This window comes from Cryobacterium mannosilyticum (assembly GCF_004402705.1).
In the GTDB taxonomy this organism is placed as follows: domain Bacteria; phylum Actinomycetota; class Actinomycetes; order Actinomycetales; family Microbacteriaceae; genus Cryobacterium; species Cryobacterium mannosilyticum.
On record NZ_SOFM01000007.1, the window covers coordinates 37,227 to 63,482 of the forward strand.

The following is a 26,256-nucleotide window of genomic DNA, read 5'->3' on the forward strand; positions in this document are numbered from 1 at the left end:
TCCATGGCTTTGGAAAACGACACGCAGGCACCCGACTTCGAACTGGTCAACCAGTTCGGGCAGCGCATCCAGCTCAGCCAGTTCCGGGGAGAGAAGTCGGTGGCGCTGGTCTTCTTCCCGCTGGCCTTCTCCGGAATCTGCAGCGGTGAGTTGTGCGAGCTGCGCGACAACATCGGGCTCTTCGCCGATAGTGCGGTGGAAGTGATCGGCATCTCGGTCGACTCGAAGCACACCCTGCGCGCCTGGGGCGAGCAGGAGAAGTACACGTTCAACCTCCTCGCTGATTTCTGGCCGCACGGTGCCGTCGCCAAGGAATACGGGGTGTTCCTCGAGGACAAGGGGTTCGCCAATCGGGCAACGTTCCTCGTTGATCGACAGGGCATCATCCGGGCGAGCTTCATCACCGCCCCGGGCGAGCCCCGTTCCCTGGGGGCGTATTGGGCGGCGATCGAGGAACTACAGCCCGCCTGACAGTCGGGTAGGGCCCGTCCTGGAACCGGCACGCGGCATCCGTGCGCGGAATCTGTATAGTGGTGAGCGACCCATCAGGGTCGAAGCGCAGGGGCCTTTAGCTCAGTTGGTAGAGCGCCACGTTTACACCGTGGATGTCATCGGTTCGAGCCCGGTAGGGCCCACCCCTGGACGCCGAATCTCTGCCCCGTTCGCCGGGCGGAACGGGGCTCATGATCGAATGTCCGGCAGCACCACGTTCACTGGCGCTGAGTGCCGCGATACGATGTGAGGAGTGCGGCGATTCGCGTCGCTCCCAGCCAGTACGGAAGCCATTCGCTCCATTGAGGAGCTGAGAGGTCGTGACGGCCCATGTTTCCCTGGCTCCCAGCCTGGATCCTCCACGCGCGTCGTCAGGTCGACGCCGGGGCGGGGGCGTGATGGCGTCCTCTGACCGTCGAGCCTTTGCCGCGGCCGCCCTGGAGCTTTCCGAGGCGGCGGAGGGCAACCCCGATCTCTGCCGGCCGTTCCTCCGTGCCCTCCCGATCACGGGCGCTGCGATTTCGACCCTCGGCGCTCCTTTCGGGACCGAAACCGTCTGCGCGAGCGACGACCGGGCCGCTCAGATCGACGAGTTCCAGTTCGACCTCGGCGAGGGTCCGTGCTGGGAGGCCCTGACGACCCGGCGGCCGGTACTCAGCGCCGACATCCGGCATACGTCGGGTTCCTGGCCGATTTTCGCCCGGGCCATCGCGACAACGGATGTCGGCGGTCTCTTCGCCTTCCCCATGTTCATCGGCTCGCTCAACATCGGCGCGGTAGACCTCTACTCCACCCGGCCCGGCAGCCTGTCCACGTCGCAGATCGACGACGCGACCGTGCTCGTGGACCTGGTCGCACGCCAAGTCCTCCGGCGAGCGTTGCCGGCTCGTCCGGAAGTGCCCGATGTGATCGAGGAAGAGGGATATTCGCGGCGGGTGGTGCACCAGGCAACCGGGATGCTGTTGGCGCAACTTGACCTCCCGGCGGCGGATGCATTGCTCGTGCTTCGCGGCTATGCTTTTTCTCACGGTAGGACGGTGCGTGACGTTGCAACTGATGTAGTGGCACGGAAGATCACTTTTCCGGCAGAATACGACGGCTCCTAGTGCGACGTCCTTCTTAGAATGGGTTCATTGTGACCAAGACACGTGAAGGTCAGCTGGTTGAGACCTTCGTCACTTTGGCGGACACACTCGTCGTCGGCTACGACATCGTCGACCTGTTGCACACGCTCGTCGACAAGTGCGCCCTTTTGTTCGAGGCGTCCGCCGTCGGCATCATCCTCTCCGCCGGCGAAAACGACGAACTCGAGGTTGTCGCCTCGACCAACGAGCGTAGCCGCCTCGTCGAAATCCTTCAGCTTCGGGCCGGGAACGGACCGTGCGTAGAGTGCTACACGACGGGCAGGCCCGTTGCGATCCCCGACCTCGACGTCGTGGCACCCCAATGGCCCAGATTCCGTGCCGGGGCGCTCGAATTGGGCTTCAAATCGATGCATTCCGTTCCCCTCCGCCTGCGTCAGACGACGATCGGCTCCCTCAACCTCTTCTGGGACCGCCTCGGTGGCCTGGGAGCGGACGATCTCCTCACCGTCCAGGCCCTCGCGGACACGGCCACGATCGGCATCCTGCAGGAGCGGGCCCTGCGCGAGAGCGGCGTCGTGCGGGCGCAGTTGCAGCATGCGCTCAACAGCCGGGTACTCATCGAACAGGCCAAGGGCGTCGTGGCGTACACCCGCAACTCGAACATGGAGGAGGCCTTCGACGTGCTGAGGTCCTACGCCCGGGACAAGGGCCTGCCCCTCGTCGAGGTGGCCGAAAGCGTCGTCAATCGCAGGCTGTCGCTCTGAGCCCGCCCGGGTGCCCGATTCCCGGGTGGCCGATTCCCGGGTGGCCGGTGCGAGGTGACTGGTCCTCGCGACTTGCCCCTGAAATGCCCCGGGAACGCTCGCTCGCCGGCAGGGATCGCTTTATACTGAAAGCGCGCCCCAGACCCCGGCAGCACCGCCATTTGGTGAGCTTCGGAGGGACGACCATGAAACGCATTTTTCACCCGGGGGGTTCAGTCGTCACGGGCAGCGATCTTGCTGACGCGGTGATGGAATACGCCGAATCGCTGAGCGGTCGGAGCCAGGTCGACGTGGTCGACATCCCCGTGCTCACCGATTCGGGCCTGCCGGCCCGGGCCCGGTTCCTGATCGGGGCGTCCAGCCAACTGGTGAGTGTGACGAGCGAGCCGATCCTCCGCGAACTCATCGAGTCAGGGACGTCCGAGGACCTGCGCCGCCGAGCGCTCGTCGGCGCGGATACGGCGCTGGTCGGCTGGACGGGCGACGGTCTCGACTCTCCTCAGTTCGACGAGTTCGACTACTGATCGTCTTCCTCTCCCTCGAACGAGCCCGTTTCGTTGCCGGGACCTTGGCCTCTATCCGTCTCTGACCTGGGCGGCGACGATGGTGGCGTTGCCGGGCAGCGGAGGAGCACCTGATGAACAAGCGGATTGTGGTTGGGCTGAGCGGACGGCCGACGGACGAGGGCGCCATGCGGTGGGCCCTCGGGTACGCTGCGCCACGCCGGTTCGAGGTCGATCTCGTGCATGTGGTCGACGAAACCTGGGGAGACATCCCGGCCGGCTTCCGGGGCACTGCCCGGGCCCAGGCCGAGACAGAACTCGCCAGGGAACTGGCCGAAGCGGTCCGCCTGGAACCGAACCTCGACATCCACTCCACAGTGCTGGTCGGGTCCCCGACCGCGGCGCTGGCGAAGAGGGCCGCGGGCGCGGAACTCCTCGTTGTCGGCTCCCACGCCCTCGGCCGGTTCCGTGACTACGTGTTCAGCACTCGCGCCGCCCAGATCGCCGCTCGCGCGCCCGGATCGGTGGTGGTGGTCCCGGACCGCGCGGAGTCGCCGGGTCGCGGCGTTGTAGTGGGGGTGGACGGGTCTGACACCTCGCTGGCGGCCGTGCGGTTCGCCGCCGAGGAGGCCGACCGGCACGATGAGCCGTTGACCGCCGTCTATTGCTGGAGCGCGCCGACCCCATGGACGGCGGAAACCGCGCTGATCGATTGGCCGATGGAGCCGGACGACTCCGACCGCCTCGTGCTGGCCGAGGCCGTTGCCGGGCTGGCCACGCAGTATCCGGACCTCGACCTCGACCTCCGCCTTGAGGTTGGACTTCCCTCAGAAACGTTGGCCAGGGTCGCGGCCGGTGCCAGGCTGCTGGTCGTCGGCAGCCACGGAAGGCACGGCCTGCAGCGCTTCTGGCTCGGCTCGGTCAGTCAGGTGATCGTTCTCACGATGCCCTGCCCGGTGGCGGTGATCAGGCCCGCGCTGAGCGGGTCAGAATCGAGCAGGTCAGAATCGAGCGAGGCCGGACCGGGTGAGGTCGAATCGAGCGAGGCCGGACCGGGTGAGGCCGAATCGTCCTGAATGTACCGGTCGCGTCAGGCTCGGGCGACGAGCACGGGCACCGTGATATTCATCAGCACGTCGTGGGTGACCGAACCGACGACCGACTGGGTCACCGCGTGGGGGTGGGAGACTCCGAGGATCAGGAGCGAGGCGCCGTTCCCGGCGTCGAGGAGAGCCTCCGCTGGTTCCCGGTGCACCAACCGGCGTCGAACCGTGATCAGCGGGGCGGCCTGTGTGGCGCGGTCGGCGGCGTCAGCGAGGAGCCGTTGGGCCGCACCCGTGCTGCCCGCCAGATCAATGGACGGGTGCACATGGCTCACCGGCAAGGCGTGCACCAGCAGCAGGTCCTGGCCCAGACGGGCGGCCTCGCGCGCCCCGCGAACGACGGCGGCGGCGGACGCGTCGAAGCGGTCGATGCCGACAACGACCCCCCGCCTGGTGTCGAAGGTGGTGTCGGGTACGACCGCAACCGAGCAGCGGGCGGCCGCAGCCACCTGAACACTCCGGGAGCCGAGCACGCGCCCGTGCAGAAAACCGGTCTTGTGGGTTCCGACAACCAGGAGATCGTCGGAGGACGGCAGGCCGGCCAGGGTCCACGCCGGGCTGCCGCGCACGATCCTGGCACCCACGTCCACTCCCGGATACCGGCGCCCCGCCTCGGCCAGTTCGACATCCAGCAGTTCCCGGCCCCGCCGCTCGGCCTCGGCGGCATAGCCCGCTCCGAGCAGTCCCCATTCATCGTCAACGACGTGGACGAGGACGACCGGGCTGCTCTCTCCGGCCGCGCGGGCGAGTGCCCAGCGGATTGCTGAGCGACTCGGGCCGGATCCGTCAGCTCCGATATAGGTTGTCACGGCTCCACCGGGTCCGGCACGCGGTCAGGTCGCGGGATCACCGCCACGGGGCACTTGAGGTTGAGCAGCACATCGTGGCTGACCGAACCGAGGAAGAGACTGCCGACCGCGCCACGGCCGTGCGTGCCGACCACGACCAGTTCGGCCTCCCCGGAAACGCCGACAAGGACCATGGCCGCGGGACCCTGTTCGAGAACATCCCTGACCTCCAGCCCGGGGTGGGCGGCGCGCACGCGCCCGGCGGCCTCGGCAAGGATGGCGGAGTGAGCCTCCCTGAGCTCGGCGAACGGGATGACCGCCCCGTATTCGACCGCAATGGTGGCCGGAATCGACCAGGCGTGCACGACGTCGAGCACCCGTCCCCGTCGCACCGCCTCGCCGGCCGCGAAGGCGAGCGCTCCCACGGCTGTGGCATCGTCCGCGAATCCGGCAACGATGCTCCCGGCCTTCGGCTTCCAGGTGGCGGGCACGACGACCACCGGGCAACTCGAGTGTGCGGCAAGGCGCAAGGGTAGGGTTCCATAGACGGCGCCGGCCAGGACCCCTGTCTTGTTCGTGCCGATGACCAGCAGATCAGCGGATTCCGAGGCCCTGACCAATTCATCGGCCGGCACGCCGCGTCGCACGTAGCTCGTCTTCTTGACGTTGGGGGCCTCATGCTCGACCCGCCGGGTCGCGTCGGCGAGAGCCCGTTCATAGACCGGCCGGAAGTCGTCGTCGGGCCTGCCCGCCGGGGCCCAACCCAGTTCGACGACGGTCGTCAGTTCGAGGTTCACGGGCTGGCCCTTCGCCCGTTCGAGGGCCCAGTCGAGGGCGGCCGTGCTGGCCGGGCCCCCGTCGATGGCAACGACCACTCTTTCGACCATGACCGGACTCCGTTTCATCCTGGACAACCGCACCATTCCTCGGTCTCACCAAGGTTCGCAGGGTGAACCCGGTGGGGAAAGGGCCGAACGTCCCACGCGAGTAGAATCCGTGCAAGAGACCGAGAGGCGGACCATGCCCCCTGAACGCATGCTCAGCACCGTCACCGACCGGCTTCCCCTCCTGGCCGCGGCAACCGAGCCGGAGGTGCGCCTGCGCAGCCTGCTCCAGGCCAGCCAGTCCGTGGTCGAGCAGCTGGACCTCTCCGCCGTGCTGCGCCGCATCGTCGACGTCGCGGTCGAACTCGTGGGGGCGCGCTACGGCGCCCTCGGCGTGATCGGGTCGAACGGCGGGCTCGAACAGTTCATCCACGTCGGCATGCCGGATGGTCTGGCCGAACGGATCGGACACCTGCCGGTCGGCCGAGGTCTGCTCGGGGCTTTGATCGATGACCCGCAGCCGATCCGTCTGGCCAGGCTCGGAGACGACGACAGGTCGGTCGGCTTCCCGGAGGGACATCCGCCGATGGACGGTTTCCTGGGTGTTCCGGTGCGAGTTCGCGGAACGGTCTTCGGGAACCTGTATCTGACCGAACCGGCGGCGGGCGCCTTCAGCGGCGAGGACGAGGAACTGCTCAGCGCACTTGCCGCCACCGCCGGGATCGCGATCGAGAACGCACGCCTGTTCGAGGAGACCCAGCGGCACCAGCGGTGGTCGGCCGGCACCGCCGAGATCAGCGCGGCGCTGTTATCGGAACGGGCCGACGACCCGCGGGCGCTGCTCGCCGATCGGCTGGCGGCGATCGCGGATGCCGACCTCGTCTGCGTCGTCGTGCCCGGAAGCTCCGAGACACTCCTGGTCGACACCGCACGAGGCGTGCTCGCCGACCAGGTCCGCGGTCTCGTCTTCCCGGCATCCGCTACGGTGTGCGGGCGGTCGCTGGAAAGCGGCCAGCCGTTCCTGACCTCCGGCGCGGCCGGGCATCCGGACGGGGCGATCCTGATCGGACCGGCAATGGTGATTCCGCTGCGGACGAGCGGTCGGCCCGACGGGGTGCTGACGGCGTCACGCCGGGCGGGGCGACCCGGCTTCTCGCCCAGCGAGCTGGAGATGGCAACCGACTTCGTCGCGCAGGCCGGTGTCGCACTCGAACTGGCCAGAGGCCGGGCGGTGCGGCAGCGGCTGGCCGTACTCGAGGACCGCAGCCGGATAGCACGGGATCTGCACGACCAGGTGATCCAGAGGCTGTTCGCTGCCGGGCTGGGTCTGCAGGCCATTGCCGGCACGGTTGTCGAGCCGGACCTCAGGAATCGGATCCTCGACCAGGTCACGGCCCTCGATGCCGCCGTCTCCGAGATCCGGACGGCCGTCTTCGCCCTCTCGGCCCAGATCCACCCCGACCGGCCGTCGGTTCGGCACCGGATCCTCGACCTGCTCGCCGAACTCGGCCCGCTCTTCGAGAACCCGCCGCGGATCACCTTCTCCGGCCCGATCGACCTGCTCACCCCCGACGCGCTGGCCGACGACCTCGTGGCGGTCCTCCGTGAGGGGCTGACCAATGTGCTCCGTCACGCCGAGGCCAGCGAGTCAACGGTGTCCGTCGGGGTTGCCGGCGACACCATCACGGTCGACATCCGTGATGACGGGGTCGGGCCCCTCGGGGCCGACAGGTCAAGCGGCCTGGCCAATCTGGCGGCGCGTGCCCGGAACTGGCAGGGTGCGCTGTCCCTGACCGCCGTCGACACGGGCGGAAGCCTGCTTCGATGGAGCGGGCAACTCACCGCCGAACGGGAAGGGCAGGCACAATGATCCGCGTCTTCCTGGTCGACGACCACGAGGTCGTGCGCCGAGGCGTCGCCGATCTGATCAACGCGGAAGCCGATCTCGAGGTCGTGGGGGAGGCGTCGACGGCCAGGCAGGCGGTGGCGCGGGTCGCCGCGACGCTGCCGGACGTTGCCGTTCTCGACGTGCGCCTGCCCGACGGCAGCGGGATCGACGTCTGCCGTGCGATCAGGTCGAAGAACCCAACGGTGCAGTGCCTGATCTTCACGGCATTCGACGATGACGAGGCCACCTACGCCGCGGTTCTGGCCGGGGCGTCCGGCTACGTGCTCAAGGACATCCGTGGCCAGCGGCTGATCGAGAGCATCCGGCGGGTCGCCCTGGGCGAGACCCTGGTCACCCGGAAGGTTGCCGCGCACGTGGTCACCGCGCTCGGGACCGATCGGGCCGAACCGGCGGCAACCCTCACCGCCAGGGAACGCCAGGTCCTCGAACTCATCTCGCGGGGCCTGACCAACCGCCAGATCGGCGAACACCTCGACCTCGCGGAGAAGACGGTCAAGAACTACGTCTCAGGGCTGCTCGGAAAACTCGGGATGCAGCGGCGCACCCAGGCCGCCGTCTTCGGCGCCGAACTGCACCACCACGAACCGGCCGCCACGGTCCGGAATCGGTCAGTCGGTCCCGGTACGCTGGCCGAATGAAACCAGAGCGTATTGTGCCGGTCGTTCCCGGCCCCGGGCAGGAGTCGGTCTGGGACTACCCGCGTCCGCCCCGCATCGAGCGGAGCACCGAGCAGGTGGTGGTCCTGCTGGGCGGCACCGTCATCGCGGACACGTCCGACGCCGTGCGGGTTCTCGAAACCAGCCACCCGCCGGTCTACTACCTGCCGCGAACGGCGTTCCGCCCGGGCAGCCTGGTGCCCGCCGACGGGCGGTCGATCTGCGAGTACAAGGGCCAGGCTGCCTACCTGACCGTGATCGCGCCCGGCCGGCGCGAGGAGGCCGCGGCCTGGACCTACCCGTCGCCGTGGAGCGGCTATGAGGAACTCGCCGACCGGGTGGCCGTCTACCCGGGCCGGATGGACTCGTGCACCGTGGACGGTGAGGTCGTGCAAGCGCAACCCGGGGACTTCTACGGCGGCTGGATCACCTCTCGGGTGGTCGGTCCGTTCAAAGGTGCGCCTGGCACGCTCGGCTGGTGAGCTCCCTGACCGGGAACTGCCGGCCGCGGCGCCCGGCGCTCCATTCGCCGAACAGACCTGAGCATTCTTCGATACAATGCGGCCATGCCCGAGTTCGCCTCGCCGGGGCAGGATCCCCTCGCACCTCCCGGCACTGACGGCGCAGGCCCGGATCCGGCCGGCCCTGCACAGCCCGGCCCTGCCCAGCCTTCCCTGGCTGCCGCTGGTGGTCCCAGCGGTGCATCGGGGGAGACCTCGACTGCCGGACCGCCCACAACGGGATCTCATCCCGTGCTCCCGGCCGGCGTGGACGAGGACCTGCCGGACGACGCCGACGATGTGGCGGTCGGGGTCCCGCCGCCGCGAGCCAGTGCACGGGTTGAACCGGAAGAGACCGTGTTCCAGGGCGCGCTGCGCCGGGGGCTTCGCCGCTGGTGGCCGCCGCGTTGAGACGCCGACCTCCCGCCCGGCCGCGCATCGGGCGGCTCAGCCGGAAGGCGGCTGAGCTCGGCCGACGGTAGGCTGGCGACGTGTCATTCTCGCTCGCCGCAGTCACCCGCACCGTCCACGAATTGTGGCCGCTGGCCGGGGCAGAAGGCTGGGACGCGCCCGGCCTGGCCAGCGGTGATCCGGCGCGCGGCATCGACGCCATCCACCTCGCGGTCGACGCCGTGGCGATCACGGTCGACGAGGCCATCGAATCCGGTGCCGACCTGCTCCTGGTTCACCACCCCTTGCTCCTCCGCGGGGTCACATCCGTTGCCGCCGACCGGTACAAGGGAGCACTCCTCAGCCGTCTGATCCGGGCGGATTGTGCGCTGCTCGCCGCGCACACCAACGCGGACGTCGTCGCCGACGGTGTTTCGGACATCCTGGCCCGCCGCCTCGGCCTCGTCGACAGCCGGCCGATCACAGAAGGGTCGACGCCTGGAACGGGCATCGGACGCGTGGGACGGCTGGAACACCCGACCACGCTGGGCGGGCTGGCTCGCCGGGTCGCTGATCTGCTGCCCGCCACCGCCTCGGGCGTGCGGGTGTCCGGCGACTACGGCAGCACGGTGGAGACCGTGTCCGTGTGCGGCGGCGCCGGGGACTCGCTCCTAGGCACCCCTGGAGTGGTCGGAAGCGATGTCTACATCACCGCGGACCTGCGGCACCACCCGGCGTCCGAGGCTCGCGAACAGGCCCTCCTCAACGGAAACACGCCGGCGCTGATGGACGTGTCACACTGGGCCAGCGAATGGCTGTGGCTGGACACCGCGGCAGATGCCCTCCGGGCGAAGCTGCCCGGAGTCCGCGTGACCATCAGCGACCTGCGCACCGATCCGTGGGACTTCGTCATCGTGCAGTAACCTGCCCAGAACTCACCATTCCGTTCCAACTCAATACCGCAAGCCCAATACCCCGAAGGTCAGGACACAAGTGAAGGCATCTCCAGCAGAACAGAAGGAGCTTCTCCGGCTTCAGGCCCTCGACATCAGGCTGCAGCAGGTCGAGCACCAGACGAAGGCGCTTCCACAGCACGCCGAGCTCAAGGAACTCGCCGTCACCGCGGACAAGACGCGGATGACCCTCGGCACCCGCAGCGGCGCCGTGGAAGACATCCGAATCGAACTGCGACGGATCGAGTCGGATGTCGACGTGGTCGAGAAGCGGATCGCACGGGACTCCGACCGGGTTCAGCACACCTCCTCGGTGAAGGACGTGCAGGCGCTCGAGACCGAGCTCACCGCGCTCCGCAAACGTCTCCTGGCGCTCGAGGAGATCGAGATCGCCGTCATGGAACGGCTCGAGGAGGCGGAGGCCGCCGTCGCTGAGGTGGAGGCTGAACGCGACGCGATCGCCGCCCGGGTCGCCGAAGCCGAGCAGGCTCGGGACCTGAGCCTCGCCGACCTGAACCGTCAGCTCGGTGAGTTGCGCCGGGACCGTGCGGCCATCGCCGGCAGCATCACCGACGAGCTGGCGGCGCTCTACGAGAAGCGGTTCGTGTCGGGGCGCGGCAACGCGGCGGCCCTGTTGCGAGCCCGCACCTGCAGCGGTTGCACGATGACCCTGACCGGCAGCGACCTGGATGCCGTCCGCTCCTCGCCGGCCGACGAGGTGCTGTTCTGCCCGGACTGCGGCGCGATCCTCGTGCGCACGGAGGAGTCCGGGATCTGAGTCGCCGTCCGCCCCTGTAGGATTGACTCTCGGAATGGGTCGGCAAGACGGTCGCGACATCCGGTGCCGCAGGGCAACGGATGGCGAGGAACGTCCGGGCTCCACAGAGCAGGGCGGTGGGTAACACCCACCCGGGGCAACCCGCGAGACAGTGCCACAGAAAGTAGACCGCCACCGGCTTCGGCCGGAGGTAAGGGTGAAACGGTGGTGTAAGAGACCACCAGAGGCCAGGGTGACCTGGTCGGCTTGGTAAACCTCGTCCGGAGCAAGGTCAGACAGGAAACGTCAAGGCGGCTCGCCGAGTTTCCGGGTAGACCGCTAGAGGGCTGCGGCAACGTAGTCCCCAGATAGATGACCGTCCATGGTGCTTCGCGCACCGGGACAGAACCCGGCGTATCAGCCGGCCCATTCCCCTACTTCGCCCGGTCTGCAGGGACCAGGCAGGTCCGTCAGCGGCGGAGCCACGGCCTCAGCCTCAGGCGCGGTTCTTGACGGCGAGAGCGGCCGCGCCGAGGATGCCGGCGTTGTTCCGGTGGACCGCGGGGATGATCGGTGTCTTCAGGTTCAGCAGTGGCAGGAACTGCTGGTGGTGCTTGGATACGCCGCCGCCGACGATGAAGAGGTCGGGGGAGAAGAGAGCCTCGAGCGTCGAATAGTACTTCTGCAGGCGGCCGGCCCACTTCTCCCAGCTCAGGTCTTCCCGCTCCTTGGCGGAGTACGCCGCCCTGGTCTCATAGTCGACGCCGTCGATCTGCAGGTGTCCGAGCTCCGTGTTCGGCACCAGGATGCCGTCGTTGAGCAGAGCGGTTCCGACGCCCGTCCCGAGAGTGGTCAGGATGACGACCCCGGGGACGCCCTTGGCGGCTCCGAATTGAGACTCGGCGTAACCGGCGGCATCCGCGTCGTTGACGAAGTGGATGGGGTGGCCGAGTCCCTTCTCGAACAGCTTCTCCGCGGCGAGGCCGATCCACTTGTCGGAGACGTTCGCCGCCGACATGGTGTGGCCGTTCTTGACGATGGCGGGGAAGCAGATCCCGACGGGGAGGTCGGGGGCCGCGGCCTTGTCGGAGACGGTCTTCAGCAGGTCCTTCACCGTGTCGACGATGTCCGCCGGACGACCGCCCTTCGGCGTGGGCAGCTTCACCCGATCGGAGAGGAGCGTGCCGGTCGACAGGTCGACCACCGCACCCTTGATTCCGGTGCCGCCGATGTCGATGCCGATTGCCGTGGTTGAACTCATGGTTAGAACCTACCGGTTAGGGAAGCGTCAGGATCTCGGCACCGGTCTCGGTGACGACGAGGGTGTGCTCGAATTGCGCGGTGATGCTCTTGTCCTTGGTGGTGACGGTCCAGTCGTCGGCCCACATGTCCCAATCGGGCGAACCCAGGGTGAGCATCGGTTCGATCGTGAACACCATGCCGACCTCCATCACGGTGTCATAGACGGGCGCGGAGTCGTAGTGCGGGATGATCAACCCGGAGTGGAAGGCCTCGCCGACGCCGTGTCCCGTGAAATCGCGCACGACGCCGTAATCGAAGCGCTTGGCGTAGGACTCGATGGTGCGGCCGATCACATTGACCTGGCGGCCGGGGGCTACGGCCTTGATGCCGCGCGCGAGGGCCTCGCGAGTGCGTTCGACGAGCAGGGTGACCTCGTCGCTGGCCTGGCCGACGATGAACGTCACGTTCGTGTCCCCGTGCACGCCGTTCTTGAAGGCGGTGATGTCGATGTTGACGAGGTCGCCCTCCTCCAGCACGGTCGTGTCGGGGATGCCGTGGCAGATCACCTCGTTGACTGAACTGCACAGCGACTTCGGGTACCCGCGGTAGCCGAGCGTCGACGGGTAGGCGTCGTGGGCGACCAGGAAGTCGTGGCCGACCGCGTCGAGCTGTTCGGTGGTGACCCCGGGACGGATCGCCCGCCCGACCGCTTCAATCGCCCGGGCCGCGATCCGGCCGGACTCGCGGATGAGTTCGATCTTCTCCGCGGAATAGACGTCCGACCCGGTGAATCGGGCCGGTGATTCCTTCCCGACGTATTCCGGGCGGGTGATGTGGCGGGGCACGGGACGGGTCGGGGACACCGTTCCGGGGAGCAGGTGACCGATGGAATCCTTAGGCATAGGATCAAGCTTATGTCCGAAGATGAGCGAGAGCAGTTCTGGTACAACATGCGCACCGGCGCGGTCGAACAGGGTTTCGAGTCCCCGTCCGTCGACCGGGTCGGCCCGTTCGCGACCCGGGAGGAGGCGTCCCACGCGCTGGAGAAGCTGCGGGCGAACAGCGCCAAGTGGGCCGCCGACGATGCGGCCGAAGGGCGCTAACGCCTATTCGTAGCTGTGCTCAGGGCCCGGGTACGCGCCGGTCTGGACGTCGTCCTTGAACCGGTGCACGGCATCCGTCAGCACGCTGCGCACGTTCGCGTACTGGCGCACGAACCTCGGCACCCGGCCGTCGGTCATTCCGGCGAAGTCGGTCCAGACCAGAAGCTGGCCGTCGACGTCCGGGCCGGCACCGACACCGATGGTCGGGATCTCCAGCCGCGCGGTGACCTTCGCGGCAACGGTCGCCGGAACCATCTCGAGGACCACGGCGAAGGCACCGGCCTCCTGCACGGCCAGAGCGTCCTCGATCAGGCGCTCGGCGTCGTCCCCACGCCCCTGGATGATGTGCCCGCCGAGGCCGTGCTCGCTCTGCGGGGTGAAACCGACATGCCCCATCACCGGGATGCCGCTCGACACGATGCGTTTGATCTGCTTGTAGCTGCGAACCCCGCCTTCCAGCTTCACGGCGTGGGCCTGGGCCTCTTTCATGAAGCGGACGGCCGTGTGCAGCGCCTCGGTTTGGCCGGTCTCGTATGAGCCGAACGGCATGTCCGCGACGACGAGGGCGCGGGTGACGGCGCGAGCCACGGCGCGGGTGAGCGGGATGAGTTCGTCGACTGTCACCGGGAGGGTCGTCTCGTAGCCGAACACGTTGTTGCCCGCGGAGTCGCCGACCAGGAGGAAGTCGATCCCGGCCGCGTCGAAGATCTGCGCCGTGAGCATGTCGTAGCTGGTCAGGCCGGTAATCGGGATGCCCTGTTGCTTGGCGTTGTGGAAGTGCCTGGTTCGCACCCGTTTGGGTCCGGCTGGCGCCGGGACAAACGGGTTCTGCGTGGTGACGGCTGCTGGCACGTCGGACGAGGTCGGCTCTGGCATGCCTCAAGTGTAGTCAGAGCGGCATTCGGGCGGTCGGCGGCCCGTTTCACCCCGGATGCGACGCCAGCCAGTAACCTAGGGAGCAACAAGAAGGGGCGTGAATGGACAAGCAGCGCGATTTCGTTCTTCGGACCATCGAGGAACGGGGCATCAAGTTCATTCGGCTGTGGTTCACCGACGTCGTCGGCACGCTGAAATCGGTCGCCATCGCGCCGGCTGAGGTCGAGGGAGCGTTCGCGGAGGGGCTCGGATTCGACGGGTCCGCGATCGAGGGGCTCACCCGTTCTTTCGAGGCCGACGTGCTGGCCCACCCCGACCCGACCACGTTCCAGATCCTGCCCTGGCGCGGGGAGGTCGACCCGACGGCCCGAATGTTCTGCGACATCACCACGCCGGACGGCCAGCCCGCCGTCGCCGACCCGCGCAACGTGCTCAAGCGCACTCTGGCGAAGGCGGCCGAACGCGGATTCACGTTCTACACACACCCCGAAATCGAGTTCTACCTGCTCAAGTCGTCCAAGTACGGCAAGAACGGGCCCACCCCCGTCGACTCCGCCGGCTACTTCGACAACGTGCCAGGCGGCACGGCGCACGACTTCCGGCGCAGATCGGTCCGGATGCTCGAGGACCTCGGCATCTCGGTGGAATTCAGCCACCACGAGGCCGGCCCGGGGCAGAACGAGATCGACCTGCGCTACGCGGACGCCCTGACCACCGCGGACAACATCATGACCTTCCGCACCGTGATCAAAGAGGTCGCGATCGAGCAGGGCGTGTATGCGACATTCATGCCCAAACCGATGTCCGACCAGCCCGGTTCCGGCATGCACACCCACCTTTCCCTCTTCGAGGGCGACACTAACGCGTTCTACGAGGCGGGTGCCCAGTACCAGCTGTCGAAGACCGGCCGCCAGTTCATCGCAGGCCTGCTCAAGCACGCGCCGGAGATCACGGCCGTGACGAACCAGTTCGTCAACTCCTACAAACGGCTCTGGGGCGGTGACGAAGCGCCCAGCTTCGTCTGCTGGGGACACAACAACCGCTCCGCACTGATCCGGGTGCCGCTCTACAAGCCGAACAAGGGCCAGAGTTCCCGGATCGAGTACCGCGCGATCGACTCCGCCGCGAATCCGTACCTTGCCTACTCCCTCATGCTGGCCGCAGGGCTCAAGGGGATCGAGGAAGGCTACGAGTTGCCGCCGGAGGCAGAGGACAACGTCTGGGGGCTCAGCGACACCGAGCGCCGGGCGCTCGGCTACCGCCAGCTTCCCGCGAGTCTCGACCACGCCATCCAGTTCATGGAGGAATCCGAGCTGGTCGCGGAAACCCTCGGCGAGCACGTCTTCAACTACGTGCTGCTCAACAAACGCCAGGAGTGGAAGGAATACCGTTCCCAGGTGACTCCGTTCGAGCTCGACAAGAACCTGGAGATGCTCTGACCCACGCCGAGGAACGGGACGCAATGAAGCGGGAACCGCTGACTCTGACCGACCTGGCCCGGGTCGGTTTCGCCGAACTCGACGAGGTCAGGGGCCGGCTTGAGGAGGTCGCCGATCTGGGCGGCCCCGAGCCGTCGGTTCTGCTGCCTCTGCTCGCCCGGACGGCGAGCCCGGACGGCGCCCTCGCGGGGATGCTCGCGCTGCTTCGTCAGGCGCCGGACGAGTTGCGGGCACTGCTCGCCCGGCCTGGTGCTCCGTTGCGCCTGCTCAGGGTTCTCGGCGCCTCGACCGGGCTGGCCGAGTTCTTCCTTCGGCATCCCGAGGAACTGGGAGTGCTTGCGGAGTCCCGTGCCGGCCTGCCCGACGGCACGGCGCTGACGGCGGACCTCCTCGATTCGGTGGGCGCCGTCGACGGGTTCGCGGCGCTCGTGGACGACGCCGGCTGGGTGGCCCTGCGGGTGCGGTATCGCAGGCGCCTGGCCGAGCTGGCGGCGTTCGACCTGGAACAGGCCGACCCGGTGGCCGGCCTTGACGGCGTCGCCCGGGCACTCGCCGACCTCGCGGCCGCTGCGCTCGAGGCGTCACTGGCCGTGGCCCGCAGCATGACGAGCGGGCCGGTGGCCGCGCCCGGGGTCTTCCCCGAGGCCGAGGTTCGGGCCACCAGGCTGGCCGTGATCGGAATGGGCAAGGCCGGCGCCGCGGAACTCAACTACGTGAGCGACGTCGACGTCATCTTCGTCGCGGAGGCGGACCCGGCCACGGAACTCGAAGCATCGCGGGCGGTCGACATCGCCACCCGGCTGGCCATCCTGATGATGCGGGGGCTAAACCAGCCGACGATCGAAGCCGAGCTGTGGGAGGTCGATCCGAATCTCCGGCCCGAAGGCAAGTCCGGGGCGCTTGTGCGGTCCCTCGAATCCCATCTTGCCTACTACGAGCGCTGGGCCAAGAGCTGGGAATTCCAGGCCCTGCTCAAGGCCAGGCCCCTCGCCGGCCACCTGGACCTCGGCCACCGCTACATCCAGGCGGTGGCCCCCAAGGTGTGGACCAGCGCGAGCCGCGAGAACTTCGTGGAATCGGTACAACGGATGCGCGAGCGGGTCACCGAGAACATCCCGGACGACGAGGTCGCGGTGCAGCTGAAACTGGGCCCCGGCGGGCTGCGCGACATCGAATTCACCGTGCAGCTGCTGCAACTCGTGCACGGCCAGGCCGACCCCGCCGTGCGCCAGGCCGGCACCCTTCCGGCGCTGTCAGCGCTGGCGGACAGCGGATACGTCGGCCGGGCGGAAGCGGCCGAATTCGCCCAGGATTACCGCATCCTCCGGCTGATGGAGCATCGGCTGCAACTGGAGCGGCTGCGGCGCACCCACCTGATGCCCCGGGACGAGGCGAGCCTGCGCATTCTCGCCCGGGCGACGGGGCTGGCCACGAGCGCCCCGCAACTGACCGTGCGCTGGGCCGAGGTCAAGCGCCGCGTCCGCGGCCTGCACGAACGACTGTTCTACCGTCCGCTGCTCTCGGCCGTGGCCGCGCTTCCTGCGGAGGGACTCAACCTCACGAGTGCCCAGGCCGAGGCGCGGCTTGCCGCGATCGGGTTCCGGAACACCAAGGGAGCCCTCGGCCACATCGCGGCCCTCACCGGCGGGGTGTCCCGCCGGGCGACCATCCAGCGTCACCTGCTCCCGGTGCTCCTGCAATGGTTCTCCGAGGGCGCGGATCCCGACTACGGCCTGCTGTCCTTCCGGCGGCTCAGCGACAGCCTCGGGTCGACCTACTGGTTCCTGCGGATGCTCCGTGACTCGTCCGGCGCGGCCGAACGGCTCACCCGTGTTCTCTCCTCCTCCCGCTTCATCGGGGAACTGCTCGAGACGATCCCGGAGTCCGTGGCCTGGCTGGAGAACGAGGACGATCTGCGCCCCCGGTCGGTTGCCGTTCTCCAGGAGGAGACCCGTGCGGTGCTGGCCAGGCACGAGAGTCCCGACGCGGCGGCATCGATCATGCGCACCGCCAGGCGCCGGGAGGTGCTGCGGCTCGCCTTCTCCGCCATTCTCGGGCGGCTGTCGATCGACGAGCTTGCGGCCGGGCTCACCGATGTGACGGCCATCATCATCCAGGGGGTGACGGCCGCCATCCGCGGGACGAACCTGCTGGGGGAGCCGGACGGCCCCACCGACGGCATCGAATTCGCCGTGATCGGGATGGGCCGATTCGGGGGCGCCGAACTCGGGTTCGGCTCCGACGCCGATGTCATGTACGTCTTCCGGGCCGGCACGCTCGAAGGGACCGCGGCGCATGACCGCGCGAAGTTCATCGTGCGGGAACTGAACCGGCTCACCGACGACAACCGCCTTCCGCTGGACCTGGACATGGGCCTGCGCCCCGAGGGCAAGAACGGGCCGGTGGTCCGTTCCCTCGAATCGTACGAGGCCTACTACCGGCGATGGTCGCTGACCTGGGAGGCCCAGGCTTTGCTGCGTGGCCGCGGTGTCGCCGGCGACACAGCGCTCCTCCGAGACTTCGACCGGGTCGCCGACGCGGTGCGCTACCCGGAGAGCATCGGCGAGCAGGAGGTGCGGGAGGTCAAGCGCATCAAGGCCAGGGTCGAGAGCGAACGGCTCCCTCAAGGTGCCGACCCGAACCGGCACCTCAAGCTGGGGCGCGGCTCGCTCAGCGACGTCGAGTGGTTTGTGCAATTGCTTCAGCTCCAGCATGCGGCGCGTATTCCGGCGCTGCGCACCTCGTCCACCCTCGGCGCGCTCCGGGCCGCCGTGGAGGCAGATCTGGTCAGCGAAGCGGATGCCGAGACGCTCCGGGCGGCCTGGCTGTTCGCCTCCCGGTGCCGTTCCGCGATCACCCTCTGGACGAACCGGACCGCGGACGTGCTCCCCGCCGACCGGATCCAGCTGGAGGGCGTCGCGCGGGTGCTCGAATACCCGCCCGGCTCGGCAAACCGGCTCGAGGAGGACTACCTGGCCGTGACCCGTCGCGCACGGGCAGTCTTCGAACGACGTTTCTACGGCCCCGTCGAACGCGCCGGGCCCTTCGCAGGCTGACCGCGGCCTCCTCTTGTCCGTTGCTCGCGTTCGGCTGAGGCCGGATCACGAGAAGGGCCGCACTCCCGGGGGAGTGCGGCCCTTCTCAGTGTCATCGCTGCGACGACTGGTTCAGCCGCCGGTGCGGTTTAGACCCCGTAGTACAGTTCGTACTCGAACGGGTGCGGGCGCTGGGCCAGCGGCTTGATTTCCTTCTCGCGCTTGAAGTCGATCCAGGTCTCGATCAATTCGGGCGTGAACACGTTCCCGGCCAGCAGGAAGTCGTGGTCCTCCTCGAGGGCCAGCAGCGCGGCCTCGAGGGAAGCGGGAACCTGGGGGATGTTCTTGGCTTCTTCGGGCGGCAGTTCGTAGAGGTCCTTGTCGACCGGCTCGTGCGGCTCGATCCGGTTCTTGATCCCGTCGAGGCCGGCCATCAGCTGGGCGGCGAAGGCGAGGTACGGGTTGCCGGAGGCGTCGGGCGCGCGGAATTCGATCCGCTTGGCCTTCGGGTTCGTGCCCGTGATCGGGATCCGGATGGATGCCGAGCGGTTGCCGGCCGAGTAGACCAGGTTGACGGGAGCTTCGAAGCCGGGGACGAGGCGGTGGTAGGAGTTCACGCTCGGGTTGGTGAACGCGAGCACGGCCGGGGCGTGCTTGAGCAGCCCGCCGATGTACCAGCGCGCGACGTCGGAGAGTCCGCCATAGCCGGCCTCGTCGTAGAACAGCGGCTTGCCGCCGGCCCAGAGGGACTGGTGGGTGTGCATGCCGGAGCCGTTGTCGCCGAAGAGCGGCTTCGGCATGAACGTCGCCGTCTTGCCCCACTCGCTGGCGGTGTTCTTCACGATGTACTTGAACTTGAGCAGGTCGTCGGCCGCGTGCACCATCGTGTCGAAGCGGTAGTTGATCTCGCCCTGGCCGCCGGTGCCGACCTCGTGGTGGCTGCGCTCCAGGATCAGGCCGGCCGCGATGAGCTTGAGGCAGATGTCGTCGCGCATGTCGGCGTGCTGGTCGACCGGGCTGACCGGGAAGTAGCCGCCCTTGAACGGCGTCTTGTTGGCGAGGTTTCCGCCCTCTTCCTTGCGGCCCGAGTTCCAGGCGCCCTCGCTGGAGTCGACGGAGTAGAAGCTCGAGTACTGGTTGACCTCGTAGCGCACGTCGTCGAAGATATAGAACTCCGCTTCGGGAGCGAAGAAAGCGGTGTCGGCGATGCCGGTCGACGCGAGGTACTTCTCGGCCTTCTTGGCAACCTGGCGCGGGTCCTTCGAGTAGATCTCCCCATTGCGCGGGTTGTAGATGTCGAAGAGCATGATCAGCGTGCGCTCGGTGCGGAAGGCGTCGATGTACGCGGTGGTGACGTCGGGGATGAGCTGCATGTCGGATTCGTGGATCGACGCGAAGCCGCGGATGGACGATCCGTCGAACATCTGGCCGACCGTGAAGAAATCTTCGTCGACGGTCGACGCGGGGATGTTGAAGTGCTGCTGCACACCCGGCAGGTCGGTGAAACGGATGTCAAGGAACTTGACGTCGGTGTCCTTGATGAATTTGAGCACTTCTGACGAATCGCGGAACATGCGGTTTTACTCCAAACGACGTGGGCGTTAATCTCGAAAAGTCGCGCACTGCGGCTCCATTGAGGTTAGTGGGGCGGCATTACCCGACAGTGACGCTTATGTTTCACACATGTTACAGCGGGGGCGGCTCGCTAGACTCATCGCGTGTCTGCCGCATCCTCGAAACCGACCACCTTCGGACAGCTTCCGCCCAGCCGGTGGCCGGGGGAGCGCCTGGGCCTGCCCAATCATGGCGCAGGCTCGGTCGGCCGGGTGGGCCGCCGGATTGCCGCGCTGGCGATCGACCAGGTCCTGGCCACGGGGGCCGCGTTCTGGGCCTTCGACTACACGTTCCCGGACTACAACGGGTTTGCGGTGAGCGGCATGTTCGTGCTGTTGCAAATCGTGTTCATTCCGACCATCGGCGGCAGCATCGGGCACCGGCTGGTCGGGCTCCGGGTGATCTCGCTGACCGGCGGCTGGGCCGGCGTCTGGCGCCCCGCGCTGCGTTCGGTGCTGTTGGGGTTCGCGATTCCCGCGCTGGTCTGGGACTCGGACCAGCGCGGATTCCACGACAAGATCGCCGGAACCGTCCTCATCCGCAGCTGACGGATGCCGGGCTCGGCTAGTTGCCGCGCTGCGGCCGGGCCTTCATCGGGTCGACGCCCTTGGGAATCGGGAGCTTCTTCGTCATGGACGAGAGGCGGTTGTTCACGGCGAGGACTTCGGCCTTGGTCAGGGTCGGCTTGATCCGGGTGAGGCGCCGGGCGAGCTTGTGCAGCGGAACGGCGTCGGGGTCCGGTCCGACCGAGATGACGGTGACGGCGATGCTGCCGCCCAGCCGGGTGACCATGCGCCGTTCCTCGTCGAGCATGCGTGCGGTTCGGGTGCGAGGGCCCTCGCTGATCAGCACCACGCCGCCGCGACCGACCGCGCGGTAGACCGCGTCCTGGGTCTTGCCGTTGACGGCGACGGGCATCTCGCTTCCGACCCAGCCGCGCTTGAGCGAGCTGCGGAGCACCGCGCCGACCGCGCCGGGCTGGCCCTCGATCTGCGAGTAGGCGGCCTTCTCGGCGCGGCGGCCCAGGATGATGAGCATGGCGAGGAGCCCGCCGAGGGCTCCCGCGATCACCCAGAGCACGATGGTGACCACGTTGCCGGGGGAGAACACGAACGCGAGCGCGAGGCTGATCGCGACCGGGATCAGGAAGGCCAGGATCATGAACAGGACGATGTTCGAGTCGTAACGCCTCGTCATCTGGAACACCTGCCACATTTGCTTCAAGCGGCCGGGTTCTTTGGGGGTGCGGGGAGTCTTGTCCTTGCTGCGTGCCATGGTTCCAAGACTACCGAGTCGCCCGCATGGAGGGTGACCGTTTTTCGGTTCAGCTGACGGCCTGGGCGAACCCGAGCGTCGCATCCGCCAGGTGGCGCAGCTCAGCCGGCACCTCACGACCGGTTGCCAGCATGGACTGGGCCCAGAGACGCCCGGCTCGGTAGGAGGAACGCACCAGCGGGCCGGAGAGCACCCCGATGAAACCGATCGCCTCAGCCTCGTGCTTGAGCTCGACGAACTCCTCCGGCTTCACCCACCGGGCGACCGGCAGGTGGCGCGCGCTGGGACGCAGGTACTGGGTGATGGTGATGATGTCGGTTCCGGCGTCGTGCAGGTCCTGCAGGGCCTGGCTGACCTCCGCCCGTTCCTCGCCCATGCCCAGGATGAGATTGGACTTGGTGATCAGGCCCGCGTTGCGGCCCTGGCTGAGAACGTCGAGGGAGCGGTCGTAGCGGAACGCCGGGCGCACCCGCTTGAAGATGCGCGGGACCGTCTCCACGTTGTGCGCGAACACCTCCGGTTTCGCCGAGAAGACCTCGCCCAGGTGGTCAGGATTGCCCGAGAAGTCCGGTACGAGGATCTCCACGCCGGTGCCCGGGCTCTGCTGGTGGATCTGCCGGATCGTCTCGGCGTAGATCCATGAACCCTCGTCGGGCTGATCATCGCGGGCGACACCGGTCACGGTGGCGTAGCGCAGCTTCATCTTGACGACGGACTCGGCAACGCGGCGTGGTTCGTCCCGGTCGTACTCGGCCGGTTTGCCGGTGTCGATCATGCAGAAGTCGCAGCGCCTGGTGCACTGCGAGCCACCGATCAGGAATGTTGCTTCCCGGTCCTCCCAGCATTCGTAGATGTTGGGGCAGCCGGCCTCCTGGCAGACCGTGTGCAGGTCCTCGCTCTTGACGAGGTTCTGCATCTTCTGGTATTCGGGGCCCATTTTGGCCTTGATCTTGATCCACTCGGGCTTGCGCTCGATGGGCGTCTCCGCGTTTCTGATCTCCAGGCGGAGCATCTTGCGGCCCTCGGGCACGGCGCTCATGCCGCCACCGCCATGGTGCGGAGGAAACCGGCCCGGATCGGTTCGATCAGTTCGGAGGTGGCGACCTCACGGCCGAGCACGCGCGACATCGTCGTCACGCCGGCGTCCCGGATGCCGCAGGCGATGATGCGCCCATAGGCGTCCAGGGAATTGCTGCAATTGAGGGCGAATCCGTGCATGGTGACTCCTTCGGCGACGCGGATGCCGATGGCCGCGATCTTCTCTTCGAAACCGTCCGGACCGACCCAGACGCCGGAACGGCCGCGAACCTGGCGGCCCTCGATGCCGAACTCGGCGAGGACCTCGATCAGGATCCCCTCCAGCATCCGCACATAGCCGACGACGTCGATGGGCTCGGCCAGGCGCAGGATCGGGTAGCCGACCAGCTGGCCCGGTCCATGCCAGGTGATCTTCCCACCCCGGTCGACGTCGATGACGGGGGTGCCGTCCGTGGGACGCTCCTCCGGCTCCGTACGTTTCCCGGCCGTATACACGGCGGGGTGTTCGAGGAAGATGACGGTGTCGGGTTTCTCGCCGGAAACGACCGAACGGTGGACTGCGCGTTGGAGCTCAAGGCCCTCAACATACGGCACGGAGTTGGCGCTTAGCCCCGCGACGACAAAGTCGAGCATCAGGCCAGTCTAGGTCAGCTTGTCCTCGGCGTCTGCCGCCCTGGCCGGATCTCCCCGGAACCGGCACAAGCATCCCCGCTGCGTCGCCCGGGGGCGCAGAATCCGGCGGGTGAGGAACAGAGCGCGCCGTGACCCTGATCCGGTTCCGGCCGCCGGCGACCCCGGCTCCGCAACCGGGTCGACGTGGGCTTCGACGTCCGGTTCGGCGGAGGTCGGGGCGGTCGTCGCCGGGTACCGGGTGCTGCGCCGGCTCGGCGCCAGTGAACGCGCCGACGTCTACCTCGGCGTTTCCACCGCAGCGTTGCAGGGCGCCGTCGAGGCCGGCACTCGTCCGCCTGTGGCCCTGAAGATCTTTCGCCCGGAAACGGCTGGGGCCGTGATCGAGCGGGAATTCCGGGTGCTGACCGAATCGACCGGGACGCGATTCGCCTCGCTCATCGACCTGGCCACGCTCTCCGACGGACGAGTCTGCATCGTGCAGGAGTATCTCTCCGGCAGCCGGCTGAGCAGGCTGCTCAGCGACGGCAGGCTGCTGGCGCCGGGGGAGGCGGTGACGATCCTGGCGCCGATCCTGGCGGCGCTGGCCGCACTGCTGGCCCTGGGCTACGTGCACGAGGGGCTGGCCCAGTCCGCGGTCATCTTCGATCGCACCGGGAGACCGGTTCTGACCGGGTTGGGGCGGCTTCGGGAATTGCCGCCGCCAGGACCGGAACTCCGAAGTTGTCTCGAGGAGGCGGCGTTGCGGGTGTCGGCCTTCGCGGGGGGAGTGCTTGATCGTGTCGAGACGAGCGGGGATTCGGCCGTGCCTGAACCGGCCGGATGGTTGGAGTCGATCCCGCCGGGGTTTCCCGTGCACCGCCTGCTCGACGAACTCGAGCGGCGGTTGTTCGCGTGGTCGCCGGCCTCGGCGGTCTCCTCGGCGGCGTCCCCCTGGGTGCCCTCCCCGGGGCGCAGGTCCGAGCGGGAGGCCGGCTGGGCCGCCACCGGAGCCCTCCGGGGCAGCCGGGCGGTGGCCGGCCCGGCCGGCGACCTTCAGCCGGGGAACGGCGATCGCCCCGAGCCGGGGCCTGCGCGGAGATCCGGCCGAGCCCGGACGCTGCTCGGCCGGCTCAACACTCTGCTCCGCGGCCTGACCGGCCGGCAGGCGGATGCCCGGCCGTGGCAGCGTCTGCGTCACCGCCTGTTCGTGGGACTCCGGGCACATCGAGGTCCGCTCCTCGTGTCTTCGCTGATCGCCGCCGCGGGCGCGGTGTTGCTGCTCACGCTCGGCTATCAGCCCGAGGCGCGGGGCGGCAGTGCCGGCCCCGCCTCGGGCGCCACGTCCCCGGTGGCGGTGGGCGCGGCTCCCTCGTCGGTGTCCCCTCAGCCGGCCTCCCCGGCGCCAACCGCGGTGCCGGGCGACCTGGCGGCCGATCGCGCGGCCGTCGAGGGCGATGAGCCGGTGCAGGCGGTGCGGGTGCTGCTGCGCCTGCGCGCCGGGTGCCTGCGTGCGGCATCCGTGGCCTGCCTGGACGGCGTCGACCAGGCCGGATCCGCGGCGCTGGCAGCGGATGGGCAGGCCGCCCGGTCGTCCCACCAGGGGGACGCCGTTGCGCCCGCCGAGGAGGCCGGAGAATCGGCGCCGTCCCTGGTCGAACGCAGGGGAGGCATCGCCCTGGTGGCCGTCGTCCTGACCGAGGCTTCCGCGCACGGAAACAGCAAACCGGCCTCGGTCCTTGTGGTCAAGGGCGAGGCCGGTTGGCGGATCAGGCAGATCTTCGACTACTGACGGGCGAACCCGTCGACTGCCGTGGTCCTCAGATGCCCAGGTTGGCTTCGAAGGCTCCGGCCTCGAGGCGCTGCTTCATCATGACGAGGAAGCGGGAGGCGTCCGCGCCGTCGATGATGCGGTGGTCGTAGGACAGCGCCAGGAACACCGTGGAGCGGATGGCGATCGAGTCGAGGCCGTCGGTGGTGACGACGATCGGCTTCTTGTAGACGACGCCGGTGCCCAGGATCGCGCTCTGCGGCAGGAAGACGACGGGCGTGTCGAACAGCGCGCCGCGCGACCCCGTGTTGGTGAGCGTGAAGGTGCCACCGGAGAGCTCATCGGGCTTGAGCTTGTTGTCGCGGGTGCGCTGGGCCAGGTCGGCGATCTGAGCGGCGAAGCCGGCCAGGTCGAGCTCGCCGGCGTTGCGGACGACAGGGGTCAGCAGGCCACGCTCGGTGTCGACCGCGATGCTGATGTTCTCCTGGCTGGGGTACACGATCGAGTCGCCGTCGATGGTGGCGTTGATGATCGGGTTCGCCTGCAGCGCCTCGGCCGCGGCCAGGGCGAAGAACGGCAGGAAGGAGAGCTTGTTGCCGGTCTTGCTCTGGAAGGCACCCTTGACCTTGTCGCGGAGGAGCGCCACGCGGGTCACGTCGACCTCGACGACGGTCGTCAGCTGCGCCGACGACTGCATCGAGATGACGGCGCGCTCGGCGACGACCTTGCGGAGGCGGGACATCGGAACGGTGGTACCGCGCAGGGGCGAAACCTCCACGGCCGGTGCGGCCGGCGCCGCGGCCGTGGCGGATGCCGTGGCCCTGGCCGATTCGATGTCTTCCTTGCGGATCCGTCCGCCGACCCCGGTGCCGGAGACGGTGGAGAGGTCGACGCCGGCCTCGTTGGCGAGTTTCCGCACGATCGGCGTGACGTAGCCGCTGGTCCCGGCGTGGGAGCCGCGGGACACGGGCTCGGCTGCCGGTGCTGCTGCAGGGGCAGGCGCGGCCACGGGGGCCGGTGCGGCCACCGGAGCGGCGACCGGTGCGGACACGGGGGCCGGTGCGGCGACCGGAGCTGCGACGGGCGCCACGTACGCCGGTGCCACGGGCGCCGGTGCGGCAACCGGTGCCTCGACGGGCGCCACGTATGCCGGTTCCTCGGCGACCGGAGCCGCGACGGGTGCCGGTGCGGCGACCTGAGCCTCGGCGACCGGTGCGGCGGTGGGGGCCGCTGCTGCCGAGCCGTCTCCGATGGTCACCAGAGGGGTCCCGACCTCGACGGTCTCGTCCTCCTGGACCAGGATCGCCTCGATGATTCCCGCGATGGGGGACGGGATCTCCGTGTCCACCTTGTCGGTCGATACTTCCAACAGCGGCTCGTCGACTTCGACGTGGTCGCCCACGTTCTTAAGCCAGCGGGTTACCGTACCCTCTGTGACACTCTCACCGAGTGCCGGGAGGTTAACGGATTCGCTCATGCGTCTGTCTCCTTCAAAACCATTTGTCTGTAATTAGCTTACTGAGAGTGTGA

Annotated in this window: 25 protein-coding genes, 1 tRNA gene and 1 other RNA gene; 17 read left to right on the plus strand and 10 right to left on the minus strand. The window is 68.3% G+C overall.

Going from position 1 to position 26,256, the window contains the following annotated elements; translation table 11 throughout:
- Positions 1-3 precede the first annotated feature (3 nt).
- From E3O32_RS01640 to E3O32_RS01665, 6 genes are all read left to right on the plus strand, one after another.
- Positions 4-471 carry a peroxiredoxin gene (locus tag E3O32_RS01640; RefSeq protein WP_134506371.1) on the plus strand — a complete coding sequence of 156 codons (468 nt, stop codon included), beginning with the start codon at positions 4-6 and terminating at the stop codon, positions 469-471.
- Between the two features lie 91 nt (positions 472-562).
- A tRNA-Val gene (locus tag E3O32_RS01645) sits at positions 563-635 on the plus strand.
- A gap of 255 nt (positions 636-890) precedes the next feature.
- Positions 891-1,598 carry a GAF and ANTAR domain-containing protein gene (locus tag E3O32_RS01650; RefSeq protein ID WP_241974505.1) on the plus strand — a complete coding sequence of 236 codons (708 nt, stop codon included), beginning with the start codon at positions 891-893 and terminating at the stop codon, positions 1,596-1,598.
- A 29-nt stretch (positions 1,599-1,627) separates the two neighbouring features.
- Positions 1,628-2,341, plus strand: a complete 714-nt coding sequence (locus E3O32_RS01655) for an ANTAR domain-containing protein (protein WP_166790748.1) — start codon at positions 1,628-1,630, stop codon at positions 2,339-2,341.
- Between the two features lie 185 nt (positions 2,342-2,526).
- Positions 2,527-2,865 (plus strand): hypothetical protein, encoded by a 339-nt coding sequence (locus tag E3O32_RS01660; protein WP_134506377.1) that lies wholly within the window; start codon positions 2,527-2,529, stop codon positions 2,863-2,865.
- A 113-nt stretch (positions 2,866-2,978) separates the two neighbouring features.
- Positions 2,979-3,920 (plus strand): universal stress protein, encoded by a 942-nt coding sequence (locus tag E3O32_RS01665; RefSeq protein WP_134506379.1) that lies wholly within the window; start codon positions 2,979-2,981, stop codon positions 3,918-3,920.
- Between the two features lie 14 nt (positions 3,921-3,934).
- On the opposite strand, the gene E3O32_RS01670 is transcribed toward E3O32_RS01665, so the two are convergent.
- Both E3O32_RS01670 and E3O32_RS01675 read right to left on the minus strand, forming a co-directional pair.
- A complete protein-coding gene (locus E3O32_RS01670; protein WP_134506381.1) occupies positions 3,935-4,756 on the minus strand; it encodes a universal stress protein in 822 nt (273 codons plus the stop codon).
- A complete protein-coding gene (locus E3O32_RS01675; RefSeq protein WP_166790749.1) occupies positions 4,753-5,622 on the minus strand; it encodes a universal stress protein in 870 nt (289 codons plus the stop codon). Before E3O32_RS01675 ends, E3O32_RS01670 begins: the two co-directional genes overlap by 4 nt.
- 133 nt (positions 5,623-5,755) lie before the next feature.
- On the opposite strand from E3O32_RS01675, the gene E3O32_RS01680 reads away from it, so the two are divergent.
- From E3O32_RS01680 to rnpB, 6 genes are all read left to right on the plus strand, one after another.
- Complete coding sequence (locus E3O32_RS01680; protein WP_166790750.1) at positions 5,756-7,429, plus strand: sensor histidine kinase; 1,674 nt, start codon at positions 5,756-5,758, stop codon at positions 7,427-7,429.
- Positions 7,426-8,106 carry a response regulator gene (locus E3O32_RS01685; protein WP_134506387.1) on the plus strand — a complete coding sequence of 227 codons (681 nt, stop codon included), beginning with the start codon at positions 7,426-7,428 and terminating at the stop codon, positions 8,104-8,106. The genes E3O32_RS01680 and E3O32_RS01685 overlap by 4 nt, the downstream gene beginning before the upstream one ends.
- The gene (locus E3O32_RS01690; RefSeq protein ID WP_134506389.1) at positions 8,103-8,606 is read left to right on the plus strand and encodes a DUF427 domain-containing protein; all 504 of its coding nucleotides are present in this window, start codon (positions 8,103-8,105) and stop codon (positions 8,604-8,606) included. The genes E3O32_RS01685 and E3O32_RS01690 overlap by 4 nt, the downstream gene beginning before the upstream one ends.
- A gap of 509 nt (positions 8,607-9,115) precedes the next feature.
- The gene (locus E3O32_RS01695; RefSeq protein WP_134506391.1) at positions 9,116-9,937 is read left to right on the plus strand and encodes a Nif3-like dinuclear metal center hexameric protein; all 822 of its coding nucleotides are present in this window, start codon (positions 9,116-9,118) and stop codon (positions 9,935-9,937) included.
- 70 nt (positions 9,938-10,007) lie between these two features.
- Positions 10,008-10,745, plus strand: a complete 738-nt coding sequence (locus E3O32_RS01700) for a zinc ribbon domain-containing protein (protein ID WP_134506393.1) — start codon at positions 10,008-10,010, stop codon at positions 10,743-10,745.
- Between the two features lie 35 nt (positions 10,746-10,780).
- An RNA gene (gene rnpB, locus E3O32_RS01705) (RNase P RNA component class A) lies at positions 10,781-11,157 on the plus strand.
- Between the two features lie 63 nt (positions 11,158-11,220).
- Here rnpB and ppgK read toward each other — a convergent pair.
- Together ppgK and map are read right to left on the minus strand one after the other, a co-directional pair.
- Positions 11,221-11,985 (minus strand): polyphosphate--glucose phosphotransferase, encoded by a 765-nt coding sequence (gene ppgK / locus E3O32_RS01710; protein WP_134506395.1) that lies wholly within the window; start codon positions 11,983-11,985, stop codon positions 11,221-11,223.
- Between the two features lie 16 nt (positions 11,986-12,001).
- Complete coding sequence (gene map / locus E3O32_RS01715) at positions 12,002-12,868, minus strand: type I methionyl aminopeptidase (protein ID WP_134506397.1); 867 nt, start codon at positions 12,866-12,868, stop codon at positions 12,002-12,004.
- Positions 12,869-12,880: 12 nt separating this feature from the next.
- On the opposite strand from map, the gene E3O32_RS01720 reads away from it, so the two are divergent.
- On the plus strand, positions 12,881-13,069 hold the full coding sequence (locus tag E3O32_RS01720) for an SPOR domain-containing protein (RefSeq protein WP_134506399.1): 189 nt from the start codon (positions 12,881-12,883) through the stop codon (positions 13,067-13,069).
- A 3-nt stretch (positions 13,070-13,072) separates the two neighbouring features.
- Here the strand turns inward: E3O32_RS01720 and panB are convergent, their stop codons facing one another.
- The gene (gene panB / locus E3O32_RS01725) at positions 13,073-13,945 is read right to left on the minus strand and encodes a 3-methyl-2-oxobutanoate hydroxymethyltransferase (RefSeq protein WP_134506401.1); all 873 of its coding nucleotides are present in this window, start codon (positions 13,943-13,945) and stop codon (positions 13,073-13,075) included.
- 101 nt (positions 13,946-14,046) lie between these two features.
- On the opposite strand from panB, the gene E3O32_RS01730 reads away from it, so the two are divergent.
- Together E3O32_RS01730 and E3O32_RS01735 are read left to right on the plus strand one after the other, a co-directional pair.
- Positions 14,047-15,384, plus strand: coding sequence for a glutamine synthetase family protein (locus E3O32_RS01730; RefSeq protein ID WP_134506403.1), 1,338 nt, complete (start codon positions 14,047-14,049; stop codon positions 15,382-15,384).
- A 23-nt stretch (positions 15,385-15,407) separates the two neighbouring features.
- Positions 15,408-18,440 (plus strand): bifunctional [glutamine synthetase] adenylyltransferase/[glutamine synthetase]-adenylyl-L-tyrosine phosphorylase, encoded by a 3,033-nt coding sequence (locus tag E3O32_RS01735; protein WP_134506405.1) that lies wholly within the window; start codon positions 15,408-15,410, stop codon positions 18,438-18,440.
- 128 nt (positions 18,441-18,568) lie between these two features.
- Here the strand turns inward: E3O32_RS01735 and glnA are convergent, their stop codons facing one another.
- Positions 18,569-19,993, minus strand: coding sequence for a type I glutamate--ammonia ligase (gene glnA, locus E3O32_RS01740; RefSeq protein ID WP_134506407.1), 1,425 nt, complete (start codon positions 19,991-19,993; stop codon positions 18,569-18,571).
- Positions 19,994-20,137: 144 nt separating this feature from the next.
- Between glnA and E3O32_RS01745 the strand changes: the two genes are divergently transcribed.
- The gene (locus E3O32_RS01745; RefSeq protein ID WP_134506409.1) at positions 20,138-20,581 is read left to right on the plus strand and encodes an RDD family protein; all 444 of its coding nucleotides are present in this window, start codon (positions 20,138-20,140) and stop codon (positions 20,579-20,581) included.
- Between the two features lie 16 nt (positions 20,582-20,597).
- Here the strand turns inward: E3O32_RS01745 and E3O32_RS01750 are convergent, their stop codons facing one another.
- From E3O32_RS01750 to lipB, 3 genes are read right to left on the minus strand one after another with little or no spacing between them, the layout of a single operon-like run.
- Positions 20,598-21,308: a DUF4191 domain-containing protein gene (locus tag E3O32_RS01750; protein ID WP_134506411.1), complete on the minus strand. Its 711-nt coding sequence runs from the start codon at positions 21,306-21,308 to the stop codon at positions 20,598-20,600.
- 49 nt (positions 21,309-21,357) lie between these two features.
- The gene (gene lipA / locus E3O32_RS01755) at positions 21,358-22,347 is read right to left on the minus strand and encodes a lipoyl synthase (protein WP_134506412.1); all 990 of its coding nucleotides are present in this window, start codon (positions 22,345-22,347) and stop codon (positions 21,358-21,360) included.
- The gene (gene lipB, locus E3O32_RS01760) at positions 22,344-22,979 is read right to left on the minus strand and encodes a lipoyl(octanoyl) transferase LipB (protein WP_134506414.1); all 636 of its coding nucleotides are present in this window, start codon (positions 22,977-22,979) and stop codon (positions 22,344-22,346) included. Before lipB ends, lipA begins: the two co-directional genes overlap by 4 nt.
- A 109-nt stretch (positions 22,980-23,088) precedes the next feature.
- Here lipB and E3O32_RS01765 point away from each other — a divergent pair, with 109 nt between their 5' ends.
- On the plus strand, positions 23,089-24,747 hold the full coding sequence (locus E3O32_RS01765; protein ID WP_134506416.1) for a serine/threonine-protein kinase: 1,659 nt from the start codon (positions 23,089-23,091) through the stop codon (positions 24,745-24,747).
- A gap of 28 nt (positions 24,748-24,775) precedes the next feature.
- Here the strand turns inward: E3O32_RS01765 and E3O32_RS01770 are convergent, their stop codons facing one another.
- Positions 24,776-26,203, minus strand: a complete 1,428-nt coding sequence (locus tag E3O32_RS01770) for a 2-oxo acid dehydrogenase subunit E2 (protein WP_134506418.1) — start codon at positions 26,201-26,203, stop codon at positions 24,776-24,778.
- Positions 26,204-26,256: the final 53 nt, after the last annotated feature.